This window comes from Rossellomorea sp. H136 (assembly GCF_056838065.1).
Map to the genome: position 1 here is coordinate 21652 of NZ_CM166371.1, position 15158 is coordinate 36809.

Below are 15158 nucleotides of genomic sequence, written 5' to 3' on the forward strand. Positions count from 1 at the left end.
TGGATGGAAATGGGACGGGCATGGGATAAATATAAGGGGGATATAGATATGAATACTGGTACAGATCGTGTTAAAAGAGGTATGGCTGAAATGCAAAAAGGCGGCGTTATCATGGACGTTGTCAATGCAGAGCAGGCAAAAGTTGCTGAAGCTGCGGGCGCAGTGGCAGTAATGGCTTTAGAACGAGTTCCAGCAGACATCCGTGCTGCAGGTGGGGTAGCAAGAATGGCAGATCCCCGTATTATTGAAGAAGTTATGGGGGCTGTGTCGATTCCTGTCATGGCAAAAGCTCGTATCGGTCATATTGTAGAGGCAAGAGTCCTTGAATCAATGGGTGTTGATTACCTTGATGAGAGTGAAGTATTAACGCCTGCTGATGAAGAGTACCATTTAAATAAAAGAGATTTCACTGTACCATTCGTATGTGGTTGCCGTGATTTAGGTGAAGCTGCCCGCCGTATTGGTGAAGGTGCATCCATGTTACGTACAAAAGGTGAGCCGGGAACAGGTAACATCGTTGAAGCGGTTCGTCATATGCGTAAGGTAAATGCCCAGGTTCGCAAGCTTGTGAGCATGAACGAAGATGAAATCATGACAGAAGCTAAACTTTTGGGAGCTCCATATGAATTATTGTTGGAAATTAAAGAAAACGGACGTTTACCTGTTGTAAACTTTGCTGCAGGCGGAATTGCAACACCAGCTGATGCGGCTCTTATGATGGAATTAGGGGCTGACGGAGTATTCGTAGGTTCTGGTATCTTCAAATCAGAAAACCCTGAGAAATTTGCAAGAGCTATCGTAGAAGCGACAACTCACTATCAGGATTACAAGTTGATCGCAGAGCTATCTAAAGAGCTTGGTGTAGCAATGAAGGGAGTAGAGATTTCTTCTATCTTACCTGAAAACCGTATGCAAGATCGTGGATGGTAAGGTGTGATTCTATGTTGAACATCGGTGTATTAGGACTTCAAGGTGCCGTCAGGGAGCATGTGCGTTCAATCGAAGCCTCTGGTGCCAAGGCCATCGTCATTAAGCGTGTGGAGCAGCTGGAAGAGATTCAAGGCCTGATCATGCCAGGTGGGGAAAGTACCACCATGAGAAGGCTGATCGATCGATATGGCTTTATGGAGCCGTTAAGACAATTCGCGGCAGCCGGGAAGCCGATCTTTGGAACATGTGCAGGATTGATTCTCTTAGCGAAGCACATTGTCGGATACGACGAACCTCATCTTGGTGTGATGGACGTAACAGTTGAACGTAATTCCTTTGGGCGTCAGAAAGAAAGTTTTGAAGCGGATCTTTCGATTGCTCATATTGGAGAAGGGTTCAATGCCGTCTTCATCCGTGCTCCCCACATCGTGGAAGCTGGAGAAGATGTTGAAATCCTGGCTAAGCATAATGAACGGATTGTTCTTGCACGCCACGGACAATTCCTCGGTTGCTCTTTCCATCCTGAGTTAACGGATGATCACCGCTTGACTTCATTCTTCGTTGAGATGGTGAAAGAAAGCATGGAAAAAACAATCGCATAATTCTATTGCAAAATGGAAAACATTGTAGTAGATTATGAAATAACCAATAAAAACAAAATCGTTGACAGGAAATAGTAGTAAAGAAGGCTTGCTTAAGAGAGTCGATGGCTGGTGAGAATCGACGCAAGAGCTTTATGAATCCATCCTTGAGTGAAGTACTGAATGAAGTAGGTATTTTCGGTGATTCCGTTACCATCTCTTAAGAGGAAGATGCATAGTGTCTTCAATTAGGGTGGCAACGCGGAAACCTCCGTCCCTTTTACCAGGGATGGGGGTTTTTTATTTTTTTATAAAAAAGGAGAGAATCCCATGTTAGACATTAAGTATTTACGTAATAATCTTGAAGATGTGAAGGCGCGTCTACAGCACCGTGGTGAGAATCTTGAGGATTTCGGCAAATTTGAAGAGCTTGATAAGAGAAGAAGAGAGCTGCTTGTGGAAAGTGAAGAATTAAAGAGCAAGCGTAATGACGTATCCCAGCAGATAGCAGAGCTGAAGAAAGAGAAAAAGGATGCACAGGACCTGATCGTTGAAATGCGTGAAGTTGGGGCCATGGTGAAAAAACTAGATGATGAATTACGAGGGATTGAAGAGGAGTTAGAGCGCATCCTGCTTTCCATTCCTAACATTCCACATGAAACGGTACCGGTTGGTGAAACGGAGGATGATAATATAGAAGCACGCAAATGGGGGGAGATTCGTGAGTTTGATTTCGAGGCTCAGCCTCACTGGGACATTGCAACAGGCCTTGGGATCCTGGATTTCGAACGTGCCGGCAAAGTAACCGGAAGCCGTTTTGTTTTCTATAAAGGGTTAGGAGCAAGACTAGAAAGAGCCCTGATTAACTTCATGATGGATCTGCACATGGATGAGCATGGGTATACAGAAATGATCCCTCCATTCCTGGTGAATAGAGCGAGTATGACGGGAACAGGTCAACTTCCTAAGTTTGAGGAAGATGCGTTCAGAATCGAAAGCGAGGATTATTTCCTGGTTCCTACAGCAGAGGTACCTGTAACGAACTATCACCGTGATGAGATCATGAAGGGTGAAGAATTACCTGTAAGTTATGTGGCGTACAGTGCTAACTTCCGTTCTGAAGCTGGATCTGCCGGCCGTGATACACGTGGTCTGATCCGTCAGCATCAATTTAACAAAGTAGAGCTTGTTCGCTTTGTGAAACCTGAAGATTCTTATGATGAGCTTGAGAAACTGACTGGCCATGCTGAGAAAGTCCTTCAGTTACTGGGCTTACCATACCGTGTGTTATCTATGTGTACAGCGGATTTAGGCTTCACAGCTGCCAAGAAATATGACATCGAAGTCTGGATTCCAAGCTACGGAACATACCGTGAGATTTCTTCTTGCAGTAACTTTGAAGGCTTCCAGGCAAGACGTGCGAACATTCGTTTCAGAAGGGAAGCTAAGGGAAAACCTGAACATGTGCATACGCTGAATGGATCTGGTTTAGCAATCGGACGTACTGTTGCCGCCATCTTGGAAAACTACCAGCAAGAAGATGGATCTGTCATCGTTCCGGAAGCTCTTCGTCCGTATATGGGTGGAGCGGAAGTCATTAAATAATATCAGCAAACGATTCCGTTGGACGACAATAAAAGGTGCCTCACGAATTTAACGAGTGGCACCTTTTATTTTTTTTAGAAATATGCTTGACTCCATTTATACACCATGTTATTATAATTCTTGTCGATACGGAGGAATACCCAAGTCCGGCTGAAGGGATCGGTCTTGAAAACCGACAGGGGTGTAACAGCCCGCGGGGGTTCGAATCCCCCTTCCTCCTCCATTGATTTTTTTATAACCATAGCGCATAAACATTGGAGATAGAATTCGTTACATTTTATGTAACGAATTTTTTTATTTTATGGATATACCGATCGACTCAGTCCAATTTACTTAAGGTTTTTGATGTCTTCTCTTAAATGGTCGTCTGATGTATGTTCCAGTACACCTATCTTAGTGATATGAAGGCGTGCTTCTTCATCTCCGAGCAAATAAATCTTCGAATAGATATTCCTCATGGATTGATCATATTGATCGTCTTCCGGTGAATTGTGATATTGACGGAAAGGTACCTGAGCCCGTCTCATAGTCGACATGTCATCATCGTAGTTATCATTGAACAACATTTTCAGTTCGTTTACTTCTGTTGGAGTAGCAAATATGCGAAAGCTTGGACTGGCATTTTGATTAGGGTCTTGCAGAATGTCCCCGCTGCTTATATCTACAAAATACGTTTGTTTCGATTCCATGTTTAATCCAACTCCTTATATTTCTGTTTTTTTGTACATATACCTCTTTTAGGTTGGAAATAAACGGATGGATGTTTTCCGACAACCTTTATATATAAAAAAAGACTCCTCCTGCCGCAAAGCACAGAGTAGTCTTTTTCATCTATTATACTGATCTAGCTCCGGCGCCTAGTCCCTCGAGGTCATAAGACAAGCCATCCAAAAAGGCAAAAAGCCGCCTTTCCGGATGGCTCGTCTTATGCTTGTCGGGCCTGACCAAGGCGCCTCCGCTTTTCGTTTAGCTTTTCAACATTCTCGTCTGTTCAATGAAATACCCGATTCTTTCAACGATTGGTTCGATTGAGTTTTGATCGTTCACCAAGTCGTATTCACTGATGTCGAGTCTCAGTACGGGACAAGCGTTAAAGGAGTTGATCCAGTTTTCATAACGCTCGTGCATTTCTTCCCAGTAGGCAACAGGTGTTTGTTGTTCCATTGGGCGGCCGCGCTCACGGATGCGATCAACGACATTATCAATGGTTCCTTCAAGGTAAATCAGAAGATCAGGGTGTGGAAAGTATGGTGTCATAACCATAGCATCGAAAAGACTTGTATACGTTTCATAATCGATTTCGCTCATATTCCCTTTCTCATAATGCATGCGGGCGAAGATGCCTGTATCTTCATAGATAGAACGGTCTTGAATGAAGCCGCCGCCGTATTCAAAGATTTTCTTTTGTTCTTTGAAGCGTTCCGCCAAGAAGTATACTTGAAGATGGAAGCTCCAGCTCTTAAAGTCCTGATAAAATTTATCGAGATACGGATTGGTATCAACTTTTTCAAATGACGTTCGGAAGCCGAGTGCCGTCGCTAAGCCGTTTGTCATAGTGGATTTCCCGACACCGACTGTTCCGGCAATGGTGATCACGGCATTGTTCGGGATCCCGTATTTAGTGCGAAGATTCATGATGGTGAACTCCTTTTTTAAGTGTAGTCTCTAACTGTGTAAGAATGTATTTCAGGTCTTCTTTATTTTGAACGAAGTCTACGTGGTCGCCATTGTAGCGAAGAACAGGGATGTCAGGGTGAGTTTTTTCAAATGTGTTCATATATTCTTCATAGTCAAGTGATAGCTGCTTAAGGTAAAGAGGGCTGATTTTCTTTTCGAAGTCTCTTCCTCTTTTTTCAATGCGCTTTAATAGCGTATCGAGGCTTGCGTTCAAGTAAATCACGACATTAGGCCTCGGCATGTCCGAAGTGAGGATGTCATAGATATTAAGATACTTTTTGAACTGTTGTTCATCTTTCAATGTACGTTTAGCGAAGATGATGTTTTTAAGAATATGATAATCTGCTACAACAGATTTATTTTGAGATAGATAGTGCTTTTCAATATCCTCTAGCTGTTTATAACGATTGCATAAGAAAAACATCTCTGTTTGAAAGCTCCACTCTTCAATGTCATCATAAAATTTGTCTAAGAACGGGTTTTCATCCACGATTTCTTTCAGTAAGTGAAAATGGAAATGCTCTGAAATCGCTTTTGCCAGAGAGGTTTTTCCTATTCCAATCGGGCCTTCAACGGTAATGAAAGGAATGCGCCCCATTAATTGTCCTCCTCATATTACGGCAATCTTTTTCTCTTATAAAAATGTAAAACTAAAAAATTACGACAGGAATTATTGTAACACAATATATGGATGGTTGTTCAGGTTATTTCCCAGGTTCAGAAAATACGCTACGTTCACTATATCGACTTTAAACGATCGACTCTTAAGGGGAAGCAAATAAAAAGCTGATGGATAGGTGTTTATCGATTTACCTATCCATCAGCTTCTATTTATTATCTTTTTACGACAGTGAAATTGTCAGAAAGTAACAGCCAATTTTGTGGGAAGGGAAGACCCAGTTTCCAGTAGCTCATCCCTCTTAGTTTCAGCTCTTTCATTAGGTCGAATTTTGCCTGGATGCTTCGGGCGTCTTCGAACCACACTTCATGATCCTTACCTGTACTAGCATCACGGTATTTGAAGAATGGGGCCTGTGCTTTTTGATCATACTGAATCGATACGTTGTTATCCGCGGCTATCTTGATTGCCTGTTGAGGACTGATGGCTTTTGCTGTACTCCCTTGGACAAATGGGAGCGTCCAGTCATATCCATATAAATTTTGCCCCATGAGAATCTTGGATGGAGGCATTTCTGAAATGGCGTATTCAAGGACTTCACGAACAGGTCCGATAGGGGAAACGGCCATGGCGGGACCTCCACTATATCCCCACTCATAGGTCATGATCACGACAAAGTCGACAATTTCTCCGTGAGCCTTATAATCATGGGCCTCATACCATTTGCCTTTTTGGTCGGCACTTGTCTTAGGAGCAAGGGCGGTTGAAAGTAGCCATCCTTCTTGATTAAAACGCTGTTTTGCTTTTCGTAAAAATTGGTTGTAGGCTTCTTTGTCCTGTGGACGTAAATATTCAAAGTCGAAGTGAATGTCTCTGAACCCGTATTTTTTCGCTGTTTGGACAACGTTATTGAGGAATTTATCCTGGATCACCTGGTCGGTCAGCAGGATTCGTCCTAGTTCATCGCTGAATGTTCCTTCCTCTTGATTGGTGATGGCCATCATCATGACATTATTATTGTCTTTCCCAGTTTGAATCAGATTTCCGAGAGGTGGTTCTTGCAGGGTGCCATCACGTTTTGCTTGAAAGCTGAATGGAGCCAGATAGGTAAGATAAGGAGCTGCTTCCTTGGCACTATCTTCAAGGTTTTGGGCCACTTCATTTCCGTAAGGCTCTACATATGCGTTAAACTCCGCATTTCCTTTTGGCTTCTGTGGAACGTATAAACGAAACCCCACCTGTAAAGGCTGATTGGGAGATATTCCGTTCACCCTTGCCAATTCCTGATAGGGGACTCCTGTTTTCTGACTGATCGCCCAAAGGCTATCTCCAGGTTGAACAAAATAAAAGCTTCCTATAATAGGGATGACCAATGATTGGCCAACCACCAGGTTATCAGGGTTTGGCAGTTCATTGGCATCTACTATATCCTTAACTGTTGATCCATACGCTTGTGCGATACCAAATAACGATTGGTTCGGTTGGACCACATGAATTTGCATACACAGACCCTCCTAAATTTCATTCACTATAATCAACTTATGAAATGGAAGGCCTCGATATGTTTTGCAGAACAAATTTTATACTATCTCACCAGTGGATTCTATCTTCGCTTTTAATACATTTTTCATCATCGTCAACGCATAGTGATTATCTTCGTCACTGACAGATGCAATGGCGTTATTGGGCACAATAAGGTTAAATTCTCTCATATAAGCATCGTTTGCTGTAAAAAGTACACAGATGTTGCCGGCGATACCCGTGATGATAAGATTTTTTACAGACAAATGGTGTAAGAGTGTATTTAACGCGGTGCCGTAAAAAGCGGAATGCTTTGGTTTAATAAGAAAAAAATCTTTATCCGTCGGTTGGAGCGGAGTCATGATACTATCACTCACATCATTATGACATTTCTGGTAAATCTCTTTGTAATCTGCTTTCCATAACTCATAATGGTCATTAATATAAATGACAGGATGCTGATGTTTGGTACAATAGTGACGTAATGTGTTTATAGGTTCAACAATTTGGCGGGTATGGCGAGCTAATGTATTTCCATGCTCAAAGTCGAACGGATTCATAATGTCAATAATAAGAAGAGCTGTTTCGTTAGGTATCATATTGTATGCCCCTTTCTCTTATAGTTTGGAGTCAATGGGGATATTTTATAAAGAAAAGAGAAATAAATTTGTGGGAGTACATAATGGGTATAAGAGAAGAACGATTTATGATGGAAGCATTAAAGGAAGCAAAAAAAGCGGCAGCGATTCAAGAAGTTCCGATCGGAGCGGTCATTGTAGTAGGGGATGAAATCATTGCCCGTGCTCATAATCTGAGAGAAACGAGTCAAAATGCCATCACCCATGCCGAGACATTAGCCATTCAAGAGGCATGTGAGAAGCTTGGCACATGGCGGCTTGAGGGGGCGGAGCTTTATGTCACACTTGAACCATGTCCGATGTGCAGTGGAGCGATTATCCTTTCGAGAATAGAGAAAGTTATATATGGAGCAAAGGATCCTAAAGCGGGTTGTGCGGGAACGTTAATGAATCTACTGGAAGATGATCGATTTAATCACCAATGTGAAGTAGTGCCTGGAGTACTTTCAGAAGAGTGTGGTGGAATCCTTTCCCGTTTTTTTAAAGACTTGCGAGAGCGGAAGAAGTTCGAGAAGAAAAACAGGACTTTCGGTCTGTAAATAAATTACAGTATTCCATCATTGCTTTTTACCGTAAATCCTAGTATACTTAATCTTGCGTCGCACTTATGACGCAACTAAATATGGTATCAATTTTGCCGTGCTAGGTGGGGAGGTAGCGGTGCCCTGTACTCGCAATCCGCTCTAGCGAGACCGAATTCCTTTCCGAGGCTGGCACTCTGTAGGGCTGCCTCAAGTAAGTGGTGTTGACGCCTGGGTCCTGCGCAATGGGAATCCATGAACCATGTCAGGTCCGGAAGGAAGCAGCATTAAGTGGAAGCTCCCATGTGCCGCAGGGTTGCCTGGGCCGAGCTAACTGCTTGAGTAACGCCTATGGATGCTTGTCGACGAAAGGTGCACGGCAGTTTAATTTAAATACAACAACTCATCCTTCATTGGGTGAGTTTTTTGTTTATATAAAGGTTTGAGGTTTAACCTAAATTGATCTCCGGTTTTCTTTGTAAAAGGGATTTAGATTACGTTATAATAGACACTATAGTACATAAACAAGAGGGGGGGAGTATTTTGGCATATCAAGCTTTATATCGTGTGTGGCGTCCTCAGTCATTTATTGATGTAGTTGGACAGCAGCATGTAACGAAAACGTTGCAAAATGCCCTCCTTCATCAGAAGATTTCACATGCCTATTTATTCTCGGGACCAAGGGGAACAGGGAAAACGAGCGCAGCGAAGATCTTGGCGAAAGCGGTTAACTGTGAGCGGTCTCCGATAGCGGAACCCTGTAATGAGTGTGATGCATGCATAGGGATTACTGATGGTTCGATTCCAGATGTCATCGAAATCGATGCTGCTTCCAATAACGGAGTGGAAGAGATCCGGGACATCCGGGATAAAGTCAAATATTCTCCAAACGTAGTCGAGTATAAAGTCTACATCATAGATGAAGTTCATATGCTGTCTATCGGAGCCTTTAATGCTTTACTGAAAACGTTAGAAGAACCACCTAAGCACGTCATCTTTATCCTTGCGACTACAGAGCCTCACAAGATCCCCCTTACGATCATCTCACGCTGTCAGCGATTTGACTTCAAACGGATTACAGCAAGGGATATTGTGGGACGGATGAGTCATATTGCCACAGAATCAGGTGTGAACTTTGAAGAAAATGCCCTTACGATAATTGCACGGGCTGCTGAAGGCGGGATGCGTGATGCCCTTAGCCTTCTTGATCAGGCCATCTCTTTTAGTCAGGACCGGGTAACCGTAGACGATGCTTTGACTGTAACAGGGGCTGTTTCTCAAGGATATTTAAATACACTGGCGAAAGCGATTTTGGAAAGAGATGTCACAAGTGGATTAGGTGCCCTGGAAGAATTGCTATTCCAAGGGAAGGACCCGGCGAGGTTCGCAGAGGACTTTATTCTTTATTTCAGGGATATGCTGTTATACCAGACGGCTCCAAATCTTGAAGAATCACTGGAACGCGTCATGCTCGACGATGATTTTAAAGAACTGGCGGGTCAAACTCAGCCTCAGCAGATTTACCAATATATCGATGTCTTGAATCAGGCCGGTCAGGAAATGAAGTTCACGAATCATGCCCGGATCTACCTGGAGGTTTCCATTGTGAAGCTTTGTCAAATGGAAGCACCTGCATCTGCTTCTTCTCCGGAAGTGAGCGAGATGATGAAAAAGATCAAATTTCTTGAAAAAGAGATCGAACAGCTGAAGGCGAATGGAGTCAAGGTTCAAGCAGAGCCGGCTTCACAACCGGCGAAAAAACCGATCAGGGCAAAGAAAGGCTTCCGGGCTCCTACCGGAAAAATTCAGGAAGTACTCCGGACGGCGACGAAAGAAGATCTTAATCTGATCAAGAGCCGATGGGGAGATATGGTCGAAACATTGAACCAGCGTCAAATGCGCTCACAATCAGCATTGTTAAATGATGCTGAACCTGTAGCAGCTACAAACGGCTCATTTGTGTTAAAATTTAAATACGATATTCATTGTCAGATGGCAATGGAGAATCAAGCTTTCACTTCAGCGATTGCTTCCATACTGGAAGAGCTTACAGGAAACAGCTATGCAGCGATTGGAATTCCTGAAGATCAGTGGGTGTCCATAAGAGAAGACTTTATCCGAAACTCGAAAACAGAAGATGGAGAAGCATCAGGCGAGGATCAAGGTGAAGACTCACTCTTGAAGGAAGCTGAAAAGCTTGTCGGTATGGATTTAATAGAATTAAACGATTAATCTAGAAAAAATTAACTGGAGGTAATAATATGATGCGTGGAAATGGTAATATGCAAAATATGATGAAGCAAATGCAAAAGATGCAAAAGAAAATGGCGGAAGCTCAAGAAGAATTAGGAGAAAAGCAAATCGAAGGAACAGCTGGCGGCGGAATGGTGACTGTTATCGTTTCCGGTCACAAACAAGTTATTGATGTAAAGATCAACGAAGAAGCTGTTGATCCGGATGATGTAGAAATGCTCCAAGATTTAGTCCTTGCAGCGACAAACGATGCACTGAAGAAAGCAGACGAATTAACGAACTCAACTATGGGTCAATTCACTAAAGGAATGAACCTACCGGGAATGTTCTAGGAGGCAATACGATGCATTATCCTGAGCCTATATCGAAGCTGATCGACAGCTTTATGAAACTGCCGGGGATAGGGCCGAAAACTGCGGCCCGACTGGCTTTTTTTGTTCTTAGCATGAAAGAAGATACTGTATTGGATTTTGCGAAAGCATTGGTCAATGCAAAACGTAATTTAAGTTACTGTTCTGTCTGCGGCCATATTACAGATCAGGATCCATGCTATATTTGTGAGGATCAAAGACGGGACCGCAGCATCATCTGTGTAGTTCAAGACCCCAAAGATGTCATTGCCATGGAGAAGATGAAAGAATATAACGGACAATACCATGTGCTCCACGGTGCCATCTCTCCTATGGACGGGATTGGACCCGAGGACATCAATGTTCCGGATCTGATAAAGCGTCTTCACGGTGACGAGGTCCAGGAAGTCATCCTCGCGACCAACCCGAACATAGAAGGGGAAGCGACAGCGATGTACATCTCACGGCTAGTCAAACCATCAGGGATCCGAATCACAAGGATTGCTCATGGGCTTCCTGTCGGTGGAGATCTTGAGTATGCAGATGAAGTAACGTTATCGAAAGCCCTTGAGGGAAGAAGAGACGTTTAACGAAGGAGAGGATACCTATGTTTTTCCGGAAAAAAGGAAAGCTGAAAAAAGAGTATGACCAATCCTTACTTCACGTTTTAGACGAAACCAAGGATCATTGGAATCAGCAACGTTCCATCGATGAGATGAGTGTGGATTATAATCTGAACATCCACTGTCACTCGAAAATAGCAGAAGCTAAATATTTTTTTCTCTTTAGAGAAGCAAAACATAGAAAGATCGTCATAAAAAGGTAGACAACCCTCATATCCTTTCAATAAGAGACTATTTATGTTCTATGTTGAGAGGAGAGAAGGATATGAGCCCAGTTATCGTCATTGCTGTGATCAGCGGACTGATTGTACTTCTATTGGCCACCGGCACACCCATAAAGCCACTTCGGTTTGTGGGACAAGTTGCCATGAAGGTCATGATCGGAGCACTCTTTTTATTTTTCCTGAACGCCTTTGGCAGTCAGTACGGAATCCACGTTCCTATTAATCTGGCAACCTCATCTATTTCTGGAATATTAGGTATTCCGGGAGTGGTGGGTTTGACCGTCATCCAGATGTGGATCCTATAACCATACTTTAGCAAGAAAAAGGCAGTCTAAGCATCAGGTGGGATTTTTTCTTACTTGGATCTTGGCTGCTTTTTTACATAGAAAGAGAACAGGGGAAGAACAATGGAATCGTCATTGCACACGGTTCTTTTAAAAGTTCCATGACAAACGGAAATGCTTTGTTGGAAGAGGCGGCTTCGAGGATAATGAGGACATATGAGTTATTTGGCGAGGTGAGAAATAAACCAGTTTAATTTTGTATCATCGTAGTGACCTTCCTTCCGGGATGCAGGGAGGAAGGTCACTTTCTGATCGTCTACTATTCACTTATAAACGTTTTTGGCATTACCACCGCTATTACTTCACCCCGTGCACACAGTTTTCCTTCTGCAAACACTTCTGTTTCCACTCTGAATTTCTTAGGATGAACTTCATGAACTGTGCCCACCGCTTTTAACGGAACATGGTGAGGTGTAGGTTTCATAAAGTCCACTTGTAAGGAAGCAGTGACAAAACGTGGAGGCTCTTGACCACCACCAATTACTCCCCCGTTCTTTCTATGAAGAGCAATTGCAGCTGAACCAGTGCCGTGGCAATCGATTAAGGAAGCAATTAACCCGCCATACACGAAGCCTGGCAAAGCAGTGTGTTCCGGTTTAGGTGTGTAAATCGTGACCATGTGACCGCCTTCCACTCCGGTACGAAAATGATGCCCATCCTTATTGAGTCGGCCGCAGCCATAACACCACGCAAAATCATCTGGGTAATCATCCTGAATGGCGCGAGTGACTTTGTTCATTTAATATTCTCCCTTCATCACAAACTCTTTCTCTAGTACACTTCTATTAACGTTCTGAAATTCCTTTAGTGGTTTGATTTATGTACTATATTTTCACAAATATTAAGTTAAACTTATGGAAACTGGCTTTCATTGACGGCATTTATCCTAAAAGAGCGTTCAACTATATACAATTTACAATTGTCAGAGTAACATCTGTGTAGACAGTACCTGTTTCATAAGTATGCGAAAGGTACTGTTTCTTTCTATTCTATGTGTATTATAGTAAGCACCTTTCAAAAACAGAAAAATGGATGAAGCAGAAAATCCTTCTGAAATTAAATTGTAAAAGATGAAAAATAGTATTGACTCTTAATAGTAGAAGGTGCTATTATATTCCTTGTCGCCAAAACGACGCGAAAAACAAATTTCAAAAAAAGCTTGACGCTTTATGACGAAAAATGTTATATTTAAGAGGTGCTCAAGAGAGCCCAACGTTATATTGAACCTTGAAAACTGAACAAAACAAGACAATACGTCAACGTTAATTCTAGATTTATTTTTTAAGAGCTATTCAAACTTTTATCGGAGAGTTTGATCCTGGCTCAGGACGAACGCTGGCGGCGTGCCTAATACATGCAAGTCGAGCGGACTGATGGGAGCTTGCTCCCATCAGTCAGCGGCGGACGGGTGAGTAACACGTGGGTAACCTGCCTGTAAGACTGGGATAACTCCGGGAAACCGGGGCTAATACCGGATAACTCATTTCCTCGCATGAGGAAATGTTGAAAGGTGGCTTTTAGCTATCACTTACAGATGGACCCGCGGCGCATTAGCTAGTTGGTGAGGTAACGGCTCACCAAGGCGACGATGCGTAGCCGACCTGAGAGGGTGATCGGCCACACTGGGACTGAGACACGGCCCAGACTCCTACGGGAGGCAGCAGTAGGGAATCTTCCGCAATGGACGAAAGTCTGACGGAGCAACGCCGCGTGAGTGATGAAGGTTTTCGGATCGTAAAACTCTGTTGTTAGGGAAGAACAAGTACCGTTCGAATAGGGCGGTACCTTGACGGTACCTAACCAGAAAGCCACGGCTAACTACGTGCCAGCAGCCGCGGTAATACGTAGGTGGCAAGCGTTGTCCGGAATTATTGGGCGTAAAGCGCGCGCAGGTGGTTTCTTAAGTCTGATGTGAAAGCCCACGGCTCAACCGTGGAGGGTCATTGGAAACTGGGGAACTTGAGTGCAGAAGAGGAAAGTGGAATTCCAAGTGTAGCGGTGAAATGCGTAGATATTTGGAGGAACACCAGTGGCGAAGGCGACTTTCTGGTCTGTAACTGACACTGAGGCGCGAAAGCGTGGGGAGCAAACAGGATTAGATACCCTGGTAGTCCACGCCGTAAACGATGAGTGCTAAGTGTTAGGGGGTTTCCGCCCCTTAGTGCTGCAGCTAACGCATTAAGCACTCCGCCTGGGGAGTACGGTCGCAAGACTGAAACTCAAAGGAATTGACGGGGGCCCGCACAAGCGGTGGAGCATGTGGTTTAATTCGAAGCAACGCGAAGAACCTTACCAGGTCTTGACATCCTCTGACAACCCTAGAGATAGGGCTTTCCCCTTCGGGGGACAGAGTGACAGGTGGTGCATGGTTGTCGTCAGCTCGTGTCGTGAGATGTTGGGTTAAGTCCCGCAACGAGCGCAACCCTTGATCTTAGTTGCCAGCATTCAGTTGGGCACTCTAAGATGACTGCCGGTGACAAACCGGAGGAAGGTGGGGATGACGTCAAATCATCATGCCCCTTATGACCTGGGCTACACACGTGCTACAATGGACGGTACAAAGGGCAGCAAGACCGCGAGGTTTAGCCAATCCCATAAAACCGTTCTCAGTTCGGATTGTAGGCTGCAACTCGCCTACATGAAGCTGGAATCGCTAGTAATCGCGGATCAGCATGCCGCGGTGAATACGTTCCCGGGCCTTGTACACACCGCCCGTCACACCACGAGAGTTTGTAACACCCGAAGTCGGTGAGGTAACCTTTTGGAGCCAGCCGCCTAAGGTGGGACAGATGATTGGGGTGAAGTCGTAACAAGGTAGCCGTATCGGAAGGTGCGGCTGGATCACCTCCTTTCTAAGGAAGATTTAACTAAACGTTTGACACGTCGAAGTTTTGTTCAGTTTTGATGGTTTAACAAAGTTTTTTGCGAAAGCAAAGTAACTCTCCATCTACAAACAATGGTAAGCATTGCTTATCATTCATTTTTATGGAATATGGGCCTATAGCTCAGCTGGTTAGAGCGCACGCCTGATAAGCGTGAGGTCGGTGGTTCGAGTCCACTTAGGCCCACCATATCCTCATATTCCGGGGCCTTAGCTCAGCTGGGAGAGCGCCTGCTTTGCACGCAGGAGGTCAGCGGTTCGATCCCGCTAGGCTCCACCAAGGTTTTTTACGAAGCGTCAGCGGAGTGAAATAACCATCCATATTGTCTCTTACGAGATGATAGATTGTTCTTTGAAAACTAGATAAAGATAAATTGATAGTCAAGAAATT

General features: G+C 43.9%; 15 protein-coding genes, 3 tRNA genes, 1 rRNA gene, 1 other RNA gene and 1 other annotated feature. Of the genes, 14 read left to right on the top strand and 6 right to left on the bottom strand.

The window, feature by feature from the left end; translation table 11 throughout:
• The first annotated feature begins 48 nt into the window (after positions 1-48).
• The 4 genes from pdxS to ACYH0O_RS00105 all read left to right on the top strand — a co-directional run bounded on the left by pdxS (position 49) and on the right by ACYH0O_RS00105 (position 3339).
• The gene (pdxS, locus tag ACYH0O_RS00090; RefSeq protein WP_149158246.1) at positions 49-930 is read left to right on the top strand and encodes a pyridoxal 5'-phosphate synthase lyase subunit PdxS; all 882 of its coding nucleotides are present in this window, start codon (positions 49-51) and stop codon (positions 928-930) included.
• An 11-nt stretch (positions 931-941) separates the two neighbouring features.
• Complete coding sequence (pdxT, locus tag ACYH0O_RS00095) at positions 942-1532, top strand: pyridoxal 5'-phosphate synthase glutaminase subunit PdxT (RefSeq protein WP_149158247.1); 591 nt, start codon at positions 942-944, stop codon at positions 1530-1532.
• A 52-nt stretch (positions 1533-1584) separates the two neighbouring features.
• Positions 1585-1793: a binding site (T-box leader), on the top strand.
• 48 nt (positions 1794-1841) lie between these two features.
• Positions 1842-3116 (top strand): serine--tRNA ligase, encoded by a 1275-nt coding sequence (gene serS, locus ACYH0O_RS00100; protein WP_149158248.1) that lies wholly within the window; start codon positions 1842-1844, stop codon positions 3114-3116.
• A 130-nt stretch (positions 3117-3246) separates the two neighbouring features.
• Positions 3247-3339, top strand: a tRNA-Ser gene (locus ACYH0O_RS00105).
• A gap of 106 nt (positions 3340-3445) precedes the next feature.
• On the opposite strand, the gene ACYH0O_RS00110 is transcribed toward ACYH0O_RS00105, so the two are convergent.
• The 5 genes from ACYH0O_RS00110 to ACYH0O_RS00130 all read right to left on the bottom strand — a co-directional run bounded on the left by ACYH0O_RS00110 (position 3446) and on the right by ACYH0O_RS00130 (position 7532).
• Complete coding sequence (locus ACYH0O_RS00110) at positions 3446-3805, bottom strand: hydrolase (RefSeq protein ID WP_149158249.1); 360 nt, start codon at positions 3803-3805, stop codon at positions 3446-3448.
• A 277-nt stretch (positions 3806-4082) separates the two neighbouring features.
• Positions 4083-4751: a deoxynucleoside kinase gene (locus ACYH0O_RS00115; protein WP_482630730.1), complete on the bottom strand. Its 669-nt coding sequence runs from the start codon at positions 4749-4751 to the stop codon at positions 4083-4085.
• Entirely contained in the window at positions 4735-5391 is a 657-nt protein-coding gene (locus tag ACYH0O_RS00120; protein WP_482630731.1) for a deoxynucleoside kinase, read from the bottom strand. Before ACYH0O_RS00120 ends, ACYH0O_RS00115 begins: the two co-directional genes overlap by 17 nt.
• A 236-nt stretch (positions 5392-5627) precedes the next feature.
• A complete protein-coding gene (locus ACYH0O_RS00125) occupies positions 5628-6914 on the bottom strand; it encodes a glycoside hydrolase family 18 protein (protein ID WP_426893094.1) in 1287 nt (428 codons plus the stop codon).
• Positions 6915-6992: 78 nt separating this feature from the next.
• Positions 6993-7532 (bottom strand): cysteine hydrolase family protein, encoded by a 540-nt coding sequence (locus ACYH0O_RS00130; RefSeq protein ID WP_149158252.1) that lies wholly within the window; start codon positions 7530-7532, stop codon positions 6993-6995.
• An 83-nt stretch (positions 7533-7615) separates the two neighbouring features.
• Here ACYH0O_RS00130 and tadA point away from each other — a divergent pair, with 83 nt between their 5' ends.
• From tadA to ACYH0O_RS00165, 7 genes are all read left to right on the top strand, one after another.
• Entirely contained in the window at positions 7616-8110 is a 495-nt protein-coding gene (tadA, locus tag ACYH0O_RS00135; protein WP_482630732.1) for a tRNA adenosine(34) deaminase TadA, read from the top strand.
• A gap of 98 nt (positions 8111-8208) precedes the next feature.
• Positions 8209-8472: signal recognition particle sRNA large type (gene ffs / locus ACYH0O_RS00140), an RNA gene on the top strand.
• A 163-nt stretch (positions 8473-8635) separates the two neighbouring features.
• Positions 8636-10324: a DNA polymerase III subunit gamma/tau gene (gene dnaX, locus ACYH0O_RS00145; RefSeq protein WP_149158254.1), complete on the top strand. Its 1689-nt coding sequence runs from the start codon at positions 8636-8638 to the stop codon at positions 10322-10324.
• 29 nt (positions 10325-10353) lie between these two features.
• Entirely contained in the window at positions 10354-10677 is a 324-nt protein-coding gene (locus tag ACYH0O_RS00150) for a YbaB/EbfC family nucleoid-associated protein (RefSeq protein ID WP_172655813.1), read from the top strand.
• An 11-nt stretch (positions 10678-10688) separates the two neighbouring features.
• Complete coding sequence (gene recR / locus ACYH0O_RS00155) at positions 10689-11285, top strand: recombination mediator RecR (RefSeq protein ID WP_044340678.1); 597 nt, start codon at positions 10689-10691, stop codon at positions 11283-11285.
• Between the two features lie 17 nt (positions 11286-11302).
• On the top strand, positions 11303-11521 hold the full coding sequence (locus ACYH0O_RS00160; RefSeq protein WP_044340677.1) for a YaaL family protein: 219 nt from the start codon (positions 11303-11305) through the stop codon (positions 11519-11521).
• 62 nt (positions 11522-11583) lie between these two features.
• On the top strand, positions 11584-11847 hold the full coding sequence (locus ACYH0O_RS00165) for a pro-sigmaK processing inhibitor BofA family protein (protein ID WP_044340676.1): 264 nt from the start codon (positions 11584-11586) through the stop codon (positions 11845-11847).
• Between the two features lie 298 nt (positions 11848-12145).
• Here the strand turns inward: ACYH0O_RS00165 and ACYH0O_RS00170 are convergent, their stop codons facing one another.
• Positions 12146-12625 (bottom strand): PaaI family thioesterase, encoded by a 480-nt coding sequence (locus tag ACYH0O_RS00170; RefSeq protein WP_149158255.1) that lies wholly within the window; start codon positions 12623-12625, stop codon positions 12146-12148.
• A 561-nt stretch (positions 12626-13186) separates the two neighbouring features.
• Here ACYH0O_RS00170 and ACYH0O_RS00175 point away from each other — a divergent pair.
• The 3 genes from ACYH0O_RS00175 (at position 13187) to ACYH0O_RS00185 (ending at position 15047) form a co-directional block, all read left to right on the top strand.
• Positions 13187-14738, top strand: a 16S ribosomal RNA gene (locus ACYH0O_RS00175).
• 142 nt (positions 14739-14880) lie between these two features.
• Positions 14881-14957: transfer RNA gene (locus tag ACYH0O_RS00180), tRNA-Ile, on the top strand.
• Positions 14958-14971: 14 nt separating this feature from the next.
• A tRNA-Ala gene (locus tag ACYH0O_RS00185) sits at positions 14972-15047 on the top strand.
• Positions 15048-15158 lie beyond the last annotated feature (111 nt).

Coding starts and splice junctions, on each gene's coding strand:
- tadA (WP_482630732.1), top strand. CDS start 7,616: ATGGGTATAAGAGAAGAACGATTTATGATGGAAGCATTAAAGGAAGCA.
- ACYH0O_RS00120 (WP_482630731.1), bottom strand. CDS start 5,391: ATGGGGCGCATTCCTTTCATTACCGTTGAAGGCCCGATTGGAATAGGA.
- ACYH0O_RS00110 (WP_149158249.1), bottom strand. CDS start 3,805: ATGGAATCGAAACAAACGTATTTTGTAGATATAAGCAGCGGGGACATT.
- ACYH0O_RS00170 (WP_149158255.1), bottom strand. CDS start 12,625: ATGAACAAAGTCACTCGCGCCATTCAGGATGATTACCCAGATGATTTT.
- ACYH0O_RS00150 (WP_172655813.1), top strand. CDS start 10,354: ATGATGCGTGGAAATGGTAATATGCAAAATATGATGAAGCAAATGCAA.
- pdxT (WP_149158247.1), top strand. CDS start 942: ATGTTGAACATCGGTGTATTAGGACTTCAAGGTGCCGTCAGGGAGCAT.
- recR (WP_044340678.1), top strand. CDS start 10,689: ATGCATTATCCTGAGCCTATATCGAAGCTGATCGACAGCTTTATGAAA.
- ACYH0O_RS00125 (WP_426893094.1), bottom strand. CDS start 6,914: ATGCAAATTCATGTGGTCCAACCGAACCAATCGTTATTTGGTATCGCA.
- ACYH0O_RS00115 (WP_482630730.1), bottom strand. CDS start 4,751: ATGAATCTTCGCACTAAATACGGGATCCCGAACAATGCCGTGATCACC.
- ACYH0O_RS00160 (WP_044340677.1), top strand. CDS start 11,303: ATGTTTTTCCGGAAAAAAGGAAAGCTGAAAAAAGAGTATGACCAATCC.
- serS (WP_149158248.1), top strand. CDS start 1,842: ATGTTAGACATTAAGTATTTACGTAATAATCTTGAAGATGTGAAGGCG.
- ACYH0O_RS00130 (WP_149158252.1), bottom strand. CDS start 7,532: ATGATACCTAACGAAACAGCTCTTCTTATTATTGACATTATGAATCCG.
- ACYH0O_RS00165 (WP_044340676.1), top strand. CDS start 11,584: ATGAGCCCAGTTATCGTCATTGCTGTGATCAGCGGACTGATTGTACTT.
- pdxS (WP_149158246.1), top strand. CDS start 49: ATGAATACTGGTACAGATCGTGTTAAAAGAGGTATGGCTGAAATGCAA.